The organism is Clostridioides sp. GD02367 (assembly GCF_045900275.1).
Lineage (GTDB): Bacteria > Bacillota > Clostridia > Peptostreptococcales > Peptostreptococcaceae > Clostridioides > Clostridioides difficile_A.
Genome location: NZ_JBJODK010000001.1, coordinates 371,302 through 384,457, shown reverse-complemented (window position 1 = coordinate 384,457; position 13,156 = coordinate 371,302). Strand labels below are relative to the sequence as shown.

At 30.0% G+C, this 13,156-nt stretch carries 11 protein-coding genes; 9 read left to right on the top strand and 2 right to left on the bottom strand.

All coding sequences use genetic code 11. From position 1 onward, the window contains the following. Positions 1-1,932, top strand: a complete 1,932-nt coding sequence (locus tag Q3223_RS01575; protein ID WP_054277541.1) for a PTS fructose transporter subunit IIABC — start codon at positions 1-3, stop codon at positions 1,930-1,932. Positions 1,933-1,943: 11 nt separating this feature from the next. Continuing rightward, positions 1,944-2,813 (top strand): tagatose-bisphosphate aldolase subunit GatY, encoded by an 870-nt coding sequence (gene gatY, locus Q3223_RS01570; protein WP_054271579.1) that lies wholly within the window; start codon positions 1,944-1,946, stop codon positions 2,811-2,813. Between the two features lie 463 nt (positions 2,814-3,276). Here gatY and Q3223_RS01565 read toward each other — a convergent pair whose 3' ends face one another. Further along, positions 3,277-3,843, bottom strand: coding sequence for a CD3073 family putative ECF transporter S component (locus tag Q3223_RS01565; protein WP_054271578.1), 567 nt, complete (start codon positions 3,841-3,843; stop codon positions 3,277-3,279). A 164-nt stretch (positions 3,844-4,007) separates the two neighbouring features. On the opposite strand from Q3223_RS01565, the gene Q3223_RS01560 reads away from it, so the two are divergent. The 6 genes from Q3223_RS01560 to Q3223_RS01535 all read left to right on the top strand — a co-directional run bounded on the left by Q3223_RS01560 (position 4,008) and on the right by Q3223_RS01535 (position 9,685). After that, entirely contained in the window at positions 4,008-4,529 is a 522-nt protein-coding gene (locus tag Q3223_RS01560; protein ID WP_074179886.1) for a CD3072 family TudS-related putative desulfidase, read from the top strand. 569 nt (positions 4,530-5,098) lie between these two features. Continuing rightward, positions 5,099-7,177: a TIM-barrel domain-containing protein gene (locus tag Q3223_RS01555; protein WP_054271576.1), complete on the top strand. Its 2,079-nt coding sequence runs from the start codon at positions 5,099-5,101 to the stop codon at positions 7,175-7,177. After that, positions 7,177-7,956 (top strand): PTS sugar transporter subunit IIC, encoded by a 780-nt coding sequence (locus tag Q3223_RS01550; RefSeq protein ID WP_021385973.1) that lies wholly within the window; start codon positions 7,177-7,179, stop codon positions 7,954-7,956. The genes Q3223_RS01555 and Q3223_RS01550 overlap by 1 nt, the downstream gene beginning before the upstream one ends. Next, positions 7,943-8,758 (top strand): PTS system mannose/fructose/sorbose family transporter subunit IID, encoded by an 816-nt coding sequence (locus tag Q3223_RS01545; protein ID WP_223153229.1) that lies wholly within the window; start codon positions 7,943-7,945, stop codon positions 8,756-8,758. The genes Q3223_RS01550 and Q3223_RS01545 overlap by 14 nt, the downstream gene beginning before the upstream one ends. Positions 8,759-8,777: 19 nt before the next feature. Then, on the top strand, positions 8,778-9,260 hold the full coding sequence (locus tag Q3223_RS01540) for a PTS sugar transporter subunit IIB (protein WP_044213929.1): 483 nt from the start codon (positions 8,778-8,780) through the stop codon (positions 9,258-9,260). A 20-nt stretch (positions 9,261-9,280) separates the two neighbouring features. Then, the gene (locus tag Q3223_RS01535) at positions 9,281-9,685 is read left to right on the top strand and encodes a PTS sugar transporter subunit IIA (protein WP_054271575.1); all 405 of its coding nucleotides are present in this window, start codon (positions 9,281-9,283) and stop codon (positions 9,683-9,685) included. A gap of 472 nt (positions 9,686-10,157) precedes the next feature. Here Q3223_RS01535 and Q3223_RS01530 read toward each other — a convergent pair whose 3' ends face one another. Then, positions 10,158-11,339 (bottom strand): ROK family transcriptional regulator, encoded by a 1,182-nt coding sequence (locus Q3223_RS01530; protein ID WP_227832069.1) that lies wholly within the window; start codon positions 11,337-11,339, stop codon positions 10,158-10,160. A 208-nt stretch (positions 11,340-11,547) separates the two neighbouring features. On the opposite strand from Q3223_RS01530, the gene xylB reads away from it, so the two are divergent. After that, positions 11,548-13,098, top strand: a complete 1,551-nt coding sequence (gene xylB / locus Q3223_RS01525; RefSeq protein ID WP_407811491.1) for a xylulokinase — start codon at positions 11,548-11,550, stop codon at positions 13,096-13,098. Positions 13,099-13,156 lie beyond the last annotated feature (58 nt).

The following is a 13,156-nucleotide window of genomic DNA, read 5'->3' as shown; positions in this document are numbered from 1 at the left end:
ATGGGTAAGAGGATGATTCTAGGTGTAACAGGTTGCCCAACTGGGATAGCTCATACTTTTATGGCAGAAGAAGCATTAAAAAAAGCTGCCAAAGAATTAGGTTGCGATATAAAAGTTGAAACGAATGGAGCTATAGGAGTAGAAAATAAACTAACAGCAAAAGATATTGAAATGGCAGATGCAATAATAGTGGCTTGTGATAAAAACGTCGATATGGATAGATTCAATGGAAAGCCAGTAATAGAAGTACCTGTCAAAGAAGGTATACACAAAGCTACTGAACTTATACAAAAATGTATTGATGAGAAAGCCCCTATTAGAAAAGGAAGTACATCAAGTAGCAAACTTAAAGAAGAAGGTAATTTATCATTTGGTCAAAAGTTATATAAGGACTTAATGAATGGTGTATCTCATATGTTACCTTTAGTAGTAGCAGGTGGAGTACTAACTGCCATATCATTTTTGTGGGGTATTTACTCATTTGACCCAAATTCAGAACAGTATAATCAGATAGCAGCTACATTAAAATCTGTTGGTGGATATTCTATGAATTTGATGGTTCCTGTATTAGCAGCATTTATAGCTCAATCTATATCAGGAAGACCTGGTATGTTAGCGGGTCTTGTTGGAGGAATGATATCTTTTGACACAGGTTCAGGATTTTTAGGTGGAATTATAGCAGGATTTTTAGCAGGTTACTTAGTAAATTTATTTGTACATATATTAAGAAAATTACCAAGACAGTTAGAAGGTCTTAAATCAATTTTTATAATTCCTATAGTCAGTGTAGGTTTTGTCGGTGTAGTTATGTTATTGCTTGGAGGGCCATGTTCAGCACTTAACAATGCTATGATGAACTTCCTTTCAGGATTACAAAATTCAAGTCCTATAATATTAGGAATCGTAATAGGTTGTATGTCAGCATTTGATATGGGAGGTCCAGTAAATAAAGCAGCATATGTAACTGGAACAATGCTTCTAGGACAAGGAAACTATTTATTTATGGCAGGTGTATCTGCAGCTTGTATAACACCACCATTAGTAATAGCAATAGCATCTACTTTATTTAAAAACAGATTTACAGAAGAAGATAGAGCAGCAGGGTTAATTAACTATATACTAGGTAGTACTCATATAACAGAAGGAGCAATACCTTTTGCAGCAAAGAATCCATTAAAAGTGTTGCCAGTACTTATGATTGGTTCATCAATATCAGCAATTTTAACTTATATAATGAAAATAGAGGTACCAGCTCCACATGGAGGATTTTTGGTTCTAGGATTAGTCAATAAGCCACTTTTATGGGTAGGGTGTATATTGGTAGGTTCATTAGTAGGAGCTATACTTTATATGGTGGTTACACCTAAAGTAGTAAATAACAAAACTACTACAGAAAATTCAACTGAAATTAAAAATGAAAATAGACATAAAAGCACAGATAACATTACAAGATTGGAAAACGTATCTAATGGCATAACTTTATATGATGAAGAAACAGTAGTTTTAAATGTTAAGGGAAAAAAGAAAGCAGATGTAATTGATGAGATGGTTGAAATACTTGATAAATCAGGTGTTCTTTCAGATAAGAATAAATTTAAAGAAGAAATTTATAAGAGAGAAGAAATATCGTCTACAGGTTTTGGGATGGGGATAGCTATACCACATGCAAAGACAGATGCAGTAAAAATACCACGTGTAGCAGTAGGTGTATCAAAAGAAGGATTTGATTTTGAATCAGAGGATGGAAGTTTAGTAAATATTATATTTATGATAGCAGCAACAGATAGTGATGATAATTTACACTTAAAGACACTGTCTCAGCTATCTTCAAAGTTAATGCATGAAGAATTTTTAAATGAGTTACTAAACAGTAAAACAAGTAGAGAAATAGTATCGAAATTAAATAATGAAGAAATCAGTATAAGTATATAGGAGGATGAATTATGGCATTAGTGACAACTAAACAAATATTATTAGATGCACAAGAAGGACATTATGCAGTAGGTGCATTTAATGTAGAAAATATGGAGATGGTTATGGCAGTAATAGAGGCTGCTGAGGAACTTAAATCACCTGTAATACTACAAACAACACCTTCAACAATAAAGTATGCAGGGCTAGATTATTATTTAGCAAATGTAAAGGTAGCATCAGAAAAGGCAAGTATACCTGTAGCAATGCACTTAGACCACGGTTCAAGTTTTGAACTAGCTATGCAAGCACTTAGAGTTGGATATACTTCTATTATGATTGATGGTTCTCATGAAAGTTACGAAGACAATATTTCAATATCCAAATCTGTTGTAGATGCATGTATGCCTTCAGATATACCTGTTGAAGCTGAATTAGGTAAAGTTGGAGGTAAGGAAGACGACTTAGATGGTGGAGATGGTGGAGCATACACAGACCCACTAGAAGCAAAAGAGTTTGTAGAGAGAACAGGAGTATCATCTCTAGCAGTAGCAATAGGTACAGCACATGGTCTATATAAAGGAGAACCAAAGCTTGATTTAGATAGATTGTCTCAGATTAGAGAAGTGGTATCAGTTCCATTAGTGTTACATGGAGGGTCTGGAATACCAGATGAGATGATTAAAGAATCTATAAAAAGAGGAATTTGTAAGGTTAATTATGCAACAGAATTAAGGATTGCTTATAGTAATGGTGTTAAGGATGTACTTAATTCTGACCCAGAAGTGATTGACCCTAAGAAGTATGGTAAAAAAGGTTTAGATTCAGTTAAAGAGTTTGTGAAGAGTAGAATGGAAGTTTGTGGATGTGTAGGAAAAGCAGTAGGAACAGTAGAGTGTTAATAAAAGAAAATAATTTTATGAACATTTGAGATAAAGTTATATACAATTACAGAAAAATTAAAAAATAAAATAGAGAAGATTTAGTGTGTATTTATTTAACTAAATAACTAGTTCTTCAAGTATCTAGATAAATCTAGTTAAAAGATATTATACAAGTTTTAAAGTTACAATTGTATTAGAATATATAGAGGATTCTGTATATAAGTCAAATAATCTTAATAAGTATAAAGAATAAATTTATAGTTTAATAGTAGATTAAAATAAAAAATTGAATATGGATAATATAGAAATACAAAAAGAGATATTGAATGTTTCTGCAATATCTCTTTTTGAGTAATAAATTAGACAATTAAATTAATTTAAATACTATCTAATTAAATTGTTAATATTAAGGCCTAATAAAAAATATTATACAAAGATAAGTCTATGACTTTATTAATAAATCATATGTATAAATAACTCATTAAGACGAACTAGACGTATTTCTACTATATTGGCTTATAAAACCTTTAGGCATTTTACTTATAAAATATACAACCATGATACAAGATAAAGGCTTGTCCACTATATTGCTGAGAATTCTTGGAAAGAATGCAGCAGTAAATATCTTCTGCCCAGATTGAACTAAAAAACCAACCAATAAATCAGCACCACTTCCACTTAATCCCCCAAATAATAAAACTGAAATAGGAGTACCAATTAAAGGACAAACAACAGCTAAAATTATTCCTGTGATAAGAGCCTCTTTATAGCCAAACCCTTTTTTCTTAGAAATATAACCGACAATAAGACCAAGAGCAATATTTACAAGAGCAAAAGGAATATTTGTAGGTCCTGATATAACACCTAAAACTAAGTTTGTGCATCCACCAATAAGAGCACCCCAAAAAGGACCTAATACAACAGCCCCAAGTACAGTACCAACTGTATCTAAAAATAATAATGGTATGTTTATCATAGATATAAATATACCTAATACAATGTTGATAACTATACACATTGAAGAAAACGTGATTTTTTTAGTATTCAATTATAATACCTCCTAAAAAATGTATACATTTATCATATTATAGATTATAAAAGATTACTAATTGTATATTTCTATATAGAATATTACGAATATAGAGCAAATAAATAATATAATTGGCGAAATATATAGTATTATTAAAGTTAAGAATAACTAAGGAGATTATTATGAAAAGAAGTAGAGAGATTGTAGTAGTATGTCATTGTATATTAAACTGTAACTCCAAAGTAGAGGGCTCATCAGAATTTAAAGGTGCACAAAATATAGCAGTAGATTTAATAAATAATGGATATGGAATAATTCAACTACCTTGCCCAGAGATAATTATGTATGGAATAAATAGATGGGGACATGTAAAAGAACAGTTTGATAATATGTTTTTTAGAAAACAGTGTAGACAAATGTTGATACCTTATATAATGCAGTTTGATGAATACTTAAAAAATAATTACAATATAAAAAGTATTATTGCAATAGATGGTAGCCCAAGCTGTGGTTATAATAAGACATGTAGTTCTGAGAAGTGGTCTGGTGAATTATGCGGTTGCACTGATTTGAGAAACAAAATAAATGATGTACAAATGGTAGATGGTAAAGGAATTTTTATAGAAGAGTTGGAAAAATTACTTAATGAATACAATTTGAATATACCAATAGTTGGACTTGATGAATCTGAAGAGGGCAAATAAATATATTATGAATATATTTTTAGAAAGTATGATAACTATTTATGATTAAAAGAGTATTGAATATTTGTAGTGATATAAATGAATTTTTAGTAATTTTAAAATTAAAAGAACAAAACTCTTGAAGATACTAGTTTGTTAAAGCTAGTATCTTTTGTTTTTGTCATAAAATCCATAAATTATATTTAAAACATGTATTAATTAATTAAATTACTAACAAATTCAAATTATACCAATTACCATTATAGAAGGATTTAATACATGTGGGGCAGTACAAAAAAATTACTAAAAATATATGATTTGTTATACTTTCTAATCATGACAAACTAAAAAATATAAATTAAAAGAAATTTAAGACATTAAAAAGTATTATTTTTTATTAAATTGGAAAATTACGTTAAATTATGGAAAACGATTGACAAATAGAGTCAAATAAAGTATATTATTGGTAAGTTAGTTTAATGTACAAATAAATGACAAAATAAAATCATCTACATCAATTGATATATTAAAGTAGTTGACCTAACAGTACATTAAATATAACACTATATCATCTATTTAGGAGGGTGGCTGTGGTAAGAATATTTGAAGATTATATTGAAAAAAGATTTGACAATGAACTATTGCGAATAGAAGCATGGGGAAAAAATTCTTTACGTATCAGGTCATTTGTAGACCAAAATTTTGTTGATGAAAACTATGCTCTTAACGAAAAACCTAAGTTAAATAAAGACGATATTATAATTAATAAGAATGAAGATGGTAGTGTAATCATTAAAAATGGAAAGATAAAGGCTGTCTTAGACCATAGAGATAGAATCACTTTTTACAATGATAAAAATGAAATATTATTGAAAGAGTATATTCGATTAAGAGCTGTAAAACATGATGATGGTGGGGAAGATGTAGGTACAATAGAAATTACCAAAGACTTCAACTCTACTCTTAAATTAAAATCAAGAGAATATCGACCAAGTTATAATGGAGACTTTGAAGTGACTACTAGATTTGAGTCTGAGCCCTCTGAAAAAGTTTTTGGAATGGGACAATATCAACATAAATTTTTAGATTTAAAGAACACTGTGCTAGAATTGGCACAAAGAAATTCTCAAATATCAGTTCCTTTTTATATTTCTAGTTTAGGTTATGGATTTTTATGGAATAATCCAGGGATTGGAAAAGTATCTTTTGCCAAAAATATGACAGAATGGAAGATGTTTTCTACAAAATTTATAGACTATTGGATTACTTGTGGGGAAAGCCCAAAAGAGCTAAATAAAAATTATTCTCAAGTCACAGGAACTGTTCCTATGATGCCTGAAAACCTTTTGGGGCTATGGCAAAGTAAGTTAAGATATAGAACTTCAGAAGAAGTTTTAGATGTTGTGGAAGAATATTCTAAAAGGGGAATTAAACTTTCATCGATTGCAATTGACTATTTTCATTGGCCTAAACAAGGTGAATATAAATTTGACCTAGATTATTGGAAAAATCCCAAGGAATTAGTTAGGAAACTAAAAGAAGAGTATTCAGTAGAGCCAATGGTATCTGTATGGCCTACAGTTCAAAGTGATGCAGAAAACTACAATGATTATTTAGAAAATGGTTATTTAGTTAATGTTAATCGTGGTGTCAGAATGACAATGCAAATTCAAGGGAATACGGTATTTGTAGATATGACAAACAGAGATGCAAGAGACTATGTTTGGGATAGAATAGATAAAAATTATAAACAGCTTGGAATTAACTATTATTGGTTAGATGTAGCTGAACCTGGATATTCTGTTTATGATTTTGATAACTATAGATATAAAAAAGGAAATGTTTTAAGTTGTGGTAACATTTATCCTATTGATTATTTAAAAATGATTTATCATGGTTTACATGATGATACAGAGTCTGTTGTAACTCTTGTAAGAGGAGCTTGGGCAGGAGCTCAAAAATATGGAGCTTTAGTATGGTCTGGTGATATTGATTCTAGTTTTGAAGCTTTTAATAATCAAGTAAATACAGGATTAAATATGGGACTAGCAGGTATACCATGGTGGACGACAGATATTGGAGGTTTCCATGGAGGAAATCCTAAAGACCCAGAATTTAGAGAACTTATGGTAAGATGGTTCCAATATGCTACTTTTTCACCAATTTTAAGAATGCATGGAGATAGATTGCCTCATAGCAAACCATTATCAAATAAAGGTGGAGGTTCAATGGTAACAGGAGCTCCTAATGAAATATGGTCTTATGGTGAAGAAGTTGAAACAATTCTTACAAAGTTTATCAAAATTAGAGATAGTATAAAAACTTATTTATCAAAATTGATGAAAGAAGCTCATGAAGAAGGTACACCAGTTATGAGAACTTTATTTTATGAATTTCCTGAAGATGATAAAGCTTGGGAGATTGATAATACATATATGCTTGGAGATGAAATTTTGGTTGCTCCAATAATGAATTATAAAGATAGAGGTAGAAAAGTATATTTACCAAAAGGATATACATGGGAGAATATCTTTAGTGGGGTCAGTTATGAAGGTGGAAAAATTTATGAAATTGAATGCCCTCTTGAAGAAATTCCTATTTTCTTAAAGCAAAATTCTAAATATAACTTTGAAGAGTTAAAAAATATTTTAAGCGAGGTGAAATCATAATGGAACCACAATTATGGCAATTATTATTAATAGTAGTATATGGATTTTTTATAAACTATGAAAAAAATTCAACAATGTTTGGAACATATCAACCAGTAACAGCAGGTTTTATTACTGGTCTTATCTTAGGTGATATAAACACAGGTTTATATATCGGAGGGACACTACAATTATTATCATTAGGTATTAGTAACTTTGGTGGAGCATCAATACCTGATTATCAGACAGCAAGTATAGTAGCAACATTTATAACTATTACAACGAAGCAAGAAGCATCTGTAGGAATCTCTATAGGTATTCCAGTTGCTTTATTGATGGTACAGTTAGATGTTCTTAGAAATACTATTGGTATATGGCTAGTTCATAAAGCAGAAGATGGAGCTAGAAAAGGAAATTACAAAAATATAACATATATGCAAATGTTAGGAGTATTATTAACAGCAGCTACAACAGGTATTCCAGTTGCTTTATCTGTAATATTTGGACCTTCTTTAATTAACACAATTTTAAAATATACACCTGAATGGTTAACAGGTGGTTTAACAGTAGCTGGAGGATTACTTCCAGCAGTAGGAATAGGATTATTACTTAGATACCTTCCTGCTAAGGAGTATTTTAGTTATTTAGTAATTGGTTTTGTTTTAGCAGTATATATGAAAGTACCATTGTTAGGTGTAGCTTTAATTGGAGGAGCAATTGCACTTATAATTTACAAAAAGAATGTAGAAAATCAAGCACAACATTATACTGTGGCAGGAGGTATGGATGAAGATGAGTGATAATGTATCAGTAAATAAATCAAATGAAAAAGTTAAGAAAAGTGTTCTATGGCGTTGGTTTTTCACAAGTTCTGTTTCTTCAAATTATGAGAAGATGCAAGCTTTAGCATATTGTTATGCAGTACTACCATTTTTAAAAGTAGTATATAAAGATAACCCAGAAAAACTTCAAAAAGCTGTATTAAATCATTTACAGTTTTTCAATACTAATCCATGGGTTGCACCTTATATTTTGGGTATTAATGTAGCTATGGAGGAATTATCAAGTGAAGATACTGAAGAGGCTGTTACTTCAATTAAAACAGGATTGATGGGACCAGTGGCAGGTTTAGGAGATAGTTTATTTGTTGTTATTCCATGGACAATCTTTGGAGCAATAGCAGCTAACATGGCTATAGATGGAAGTCCATTTGGAATCTTATTATGGATTGCAGTGAGTGTAGCGTTAAAATTATTAAGTATACCACTATTTAATGCTGGATATACATCAGGTACTAAGCTAATATCTTCAATTGAAAAAAGTTTGAAGATTTTAACTGAGAGTACATCTATTTTAGGATTAATGGTGGTGGGAGCATTAATACCATCTGTAGTAAAAGCTAATGTTGCTTTGAATTTTCAACAAGGGGACTTTACAATGAAAGGTCAAGAAATATTAGACCAAATTATGCCTGGACTAGTTCCTGCAATTTTAGTTTTAGTTGTTTATTGGGCTCTTAAAAAGAACATAAAGCCTATATACTTAATTTTAGGTGTAATGGTTGTTTCAATAATTTTATATGCATTAGGTATTTTAAAATAAGGAAAGGGTGATATTAGATATGGAAATGAAAGGTATAAAAAATATTCGTATAGATGACCGTTTAATCCATGGTCAAGTTGCAACTATGTGGAGTAATAAGCTAGGTGTTACAAGATTAATGGTAGTAAATGATGCAGTAGCTAATAATTCTGTTCAAAAACAAGTTCTAAGAATGGCTACACCTGCTGGAATAGCATCATCTATAATTACAGAAGAGACTGCTATAAAAAATATTACTGCTGGAAAGTATGAAGGGCAAAATGTATTATTAATTGTTAAGTCTCCTGTTGACCTTATTCCATTTGTAGAAGCTGGATTAAAAATACACAATATAAATGTAGGAAATATGTCAAGTAGAAAAGATACAACAGTATTAAAACCTAATATCAGTGTTACAGAGGAAGAGAAAGAAGCATTTAAAAAACTTTTAGATGAAGGAATTGAAATAACAACTATAATGACACCTGATGACAAGAAAACTTATCTTGTAGATATTTTATAGATTTAGAGAGGTGTATTAAAATGAATAGTATTATTTTAATGAGTCATGGAAATATGGCTGAGGAAGTATTAAATTCTGCAAAAATGATAATAGGAAATTCTATAGATTATCCTACTGTAAATATGAAACAAGATGATGGAATTGAAGGAACAATAAAAAAACTTAAAAAGGCTTTGGAAGTATACAAGGAAAGTTCAGAAATAGTCATAATGGTAGATTTACTAGGTGGAACACCATGCAATGCAGCGTTATTAGAGGCTAGTAGTGATAACAGAATTAAGATTATTTCAGGGCTAAATTTAGGTATGGTTGTTGAATCAGCTTTTTCAGACGCAAAAGAATTAGCAGTAAAACTGGAGAAAATAGGTAAAGATAATATTTCTATTGTTGAGCCAACAGCAAGTTTATTATCTGATGATGAATAAATACAATATATATTAAGATTTAATTAATATATAACTTCTGAGAAAAGAATGCAAATAATTTTGTATTAACTACAGAATAAATTTGATTTTGGAATATACAATTTAAAGGGGTTATGGCTATATAGTCATAACCCTTATTTAAGATTATTTATATCCTTATAAAAATATAACATGTATGAAGATATTCTTAACTTTTTTGAATTTCATAATTACTATAACTAATATTTAATTAAGATGAATATTTTATTGATTTAATAATTTAGGTCAGTTTCTAAGACTTTGAATTCACTTATATAATCTTAAAGCTATTAAATAAAGTGACTTATGAAGTGATTCATCTGTTGTAAATGCTGATTTAGATGTAGTTGTATTTTTTAGCCTATTACAATCTTAGTAAAAGTAATAGATAGATTCAATTTGATATTAAAAAATGTAACTAGCTTAAATAAGCTAGTTCTCAGATTATTCAATATTATAATACAGCTATTTTATCATTTATTTCATTCATCAAAGTTAGGTTTTGTATATTTAAGAAGCTTTTAATATTGACAGCAGAGCCACCATATAGAGATGCCTCAGAACCTAACGATGAAATTTCTATATTTATGCCTTTGTTAAAAGAGCTAACTAGCATATCTTTTGTAATCTCTAATATTTCAGGTATATTTCTGATTATTTGGCTATTTAAATATATTATCTCAGGAGCATAAGTTGCAATAGCGTTGTTTATAGCTAGTGATAGATAACTACAAAACTCATGGATAACTTTTTTAGTATTCTCATTATCTTCATAGTATAGTTGTTTTACCATATCAGGGTCTATTTTAGGAATATTTTCTAAAGAACAAATTTGTTCAAACACTTTCTTCTCTGAACAGTATTGTTCTAAACAACCACGATTTCCACAAGGACATAGTTTACCATTAGGCATGATAATAGTGTGACCAATTTCGCCACTCATGCCATTTCTACCACTATATAATTTATTGTTTATTATAATGCCTGAACCAAATCCACTATGAATACTAAGACTAAGTAGTGAATTATGTACAGTTGAAAAAGTACTCTCAGCTAAAGCTGTTAAGTTTGCTTCGTTTTCTATATGAATAGGGAAGTCGTATTTTTTACTTAGGATACCATATAAATCAATCTCATTGAGGTTATAATATGGAGTGAATAATATGTTATTTTCACAAGTAATCCCATGTATAGCTAAAGTAAGCCCTATTACATTATAAGGAGTATCTATTTTGGATATGTTATAGCTATCTATAATTTCATCTATTAATTGTATAACATTATCTTTATTTACTTGTATATCCATTAATTTCTTAGATTTTATAATAGTCCCATCTAAGTAAGATAGAGAAGAAAATATATAGTCATATCCAATATCCATACTTAAAGAAATCCCTGCACATTTGTTGAATACTAAAAGTATGGGCTTTCTTCCGCCACTATGAGTACTATTTCCAATTCCTATTTCATGAATCAGAGACTCATCGATAAGTTTTTTGGTAATAGCAGATATAGTTGCTTTATTTAATCCTATAGTAGAGGCTATACTTGCTCTAGAAATAGGACCATTCTTTATAATTTGTTCAAGTACCAATCTTTCATTCATTTCTCGAATAGTGTATTTATCAGTAACCAATTTGATATTCCTCCTTAAAATAATATTGTAATACTTTTTAGACAAAAATAAAAGGCTATTTTGCATTGACAAAGATAATTAAATATTTTATTATTAGTTCATAAGTTAGTTTAATATACTAACAAAAATAAAGCAAGTAAAATATGCCTAAAATATAAAAAATTTGAATTAGGAAAACGATAATTATTAAGTGATGTCTCAAGGAGGGATGAAGTTGGAGTATGTATTAGGTGTAGATATTGGTACATCAGGTACTAAGACAGTCTTATTTGATAAACTAGGAAATACTATAGAAAGTTGTACATATGAATATCCTCTTATACAAGAGAAAGCAGGTTGGGCAGAACAGGATGCAAATGATTGGTGGGAAGCTGTAGTTGAATCTATAAGACATGTAATTCAAAGTTCAGATATAAGCAGTGAATGTATAAAAGGAATTGGATTATCAGGACAGATGCATGGTTTAGTTATGCTAGATAAAGAAGGGAATACCCTAAGAAACTCTATAATATGGTGTGACCAACGTACAGTAAAAGAATGTGAAGAGATAACTGATTTGGTAGGTAAAGAAAGATTGATTGAAATAACTGCCAATCCAGCGCTTACAGGATTTACAGCATCAAAAATATTGTGGGTTAGAAATAATGAGCCTGACATTTATAAAAATACTAATAAAATACTTCTTCCAAAAGATTATATAAGATACAAATTAACAGGCGAATATGCTACAGAAGTATCAGATGCGAGTGGTATGCAGTTACTTGATATAAGAAAAAGAAATTGGAGTAATGAAGTACTAGACAAGTTAAATATAGATAAAAGTCTTTTAGGTAAAGTTTATGAATCTCAAGAGATTACAGGATATGTGACTAGGGAAGTAGCAAACTTAACAGGACTTAAAGAAGGAACAATAGTTATAGGTGGAGCTGGAGACCAAGCAGCAGGAGCAATAGGAAATGGAATAGTTAAAGATGGAATAGTTTCATCTACTATTGGTACATCTGGTGTAGTTTTTGCATATACAAAGGAACCGAAAATTGATAAGGAAGGTAGAGTTCATACTTTTTGTCATGCAATACCAAATACATGGCATGTTATGGGAGTTACTCAAGGAGCTGGATTGTCACTAAAATGGTTTAAAGATAATTTCTGTCAAAGCGAGCTGGAAGTGTCAAACTCTTTAGGTAAAGATGTATATGAAATTATAAATAGTCAAGTAAGTCAAGTACCAACAGGATGTAATGGATTACTTTATCTACCATACATGATGGGGGAGAGAACTCCTCATCTCGACCCTTATGCAAGAGGAGTATTCTTTGGATTATCTCCAATACATTCTAAAAGAGAAATGGCAAGGGCAATTATGGAGGGAGTTTCATATAGTCTAAAAGATTGCATGGATATAATAGAAAAACTTAATATAGAAGTCAATGAAGTAAGAGCCTCAGGTGGAGGTGGAAAAAGTAAAGTATGGAGACAGATGCAAGCAGACCTGTTTAATCAAGATGTATATACTATAAATTCAAGTGAAGGGCCAGCACTAGGAGTTGCAATTCTTGCATTAGTAGGAGCTGGTATATACGAAAATGTCCAGAAAGCTTGTGAGACTATAATAAAAACTTCAACTAAATTAGAGCCAATAAATCAAAATGTAGATACATACAAGAGATATCATAGATTGTATAAAAAGATATATAAATCTTTAAAAGATGATTTTAAATTATTAGATGAAGTAGTTAATTTTAAAGATGAAGAATAAAAATATTTTAAGAATGAAAATAAAAGATAGTTTAAATTGAGAAAAATATTACATACAT

Bases quoted from the DNA above. Each gene is read 5' to 3' on its own strand.
- Q3223_RS01575 (WP_054277541.1), top strand. From the start codon at position 1: ATGGGTAAGAGGATGATTCTAGGTGTAACAGGTTGCCCAACTGGGATA.
- gatY (WP_054271579.1), top strand. From the start codon at position 1,944: ATGGCATTAGTGACAACTAAACAAATATTATTAGATGCACAAGAAGGA.
- Q3223_RS01560 (WP_074179886.1), top strand. From the start codon at position 4,008: ATGAAAAGAAGTAGAGAGATTGTAGTAGTATGTCATTGTATATTAAAC.
- Q3223_RS01550 (WP_021385973.1), top strand. From the start codon at position 7,177: ATGGAACCACAATTATGGCAATTATTATTAATAGTAGTATATGGATTT.
- Q3223_RS01545 (WP_223153229.1), top strand. From the start codon at position 7,943: ATGAAGATGAGTGATAATGTATCAGTAAATAAATCAAATGAAAAAGTT.
- Q3223_RS01540 (WP_044213929.1), top strand. From the start codon at position 8,778: ATGGAAATGAAAGGTATAAAAAATATTCGTATAGATGACCGTTTAATC.
- Q3223_RS01535 (WP_054271575.1), top strand. From the start codon at position 9,281: ATGAATAGTATTATTTTAATGAGTCATGGAAATATGGCTGAGGAAGTA.
- xylB (WP_407811491.1), top strand. From the start codon at position 11,548: ATGAAGTTGGAGTATGTATTAGGTGTAGATATTGGTACATCAGGTACT.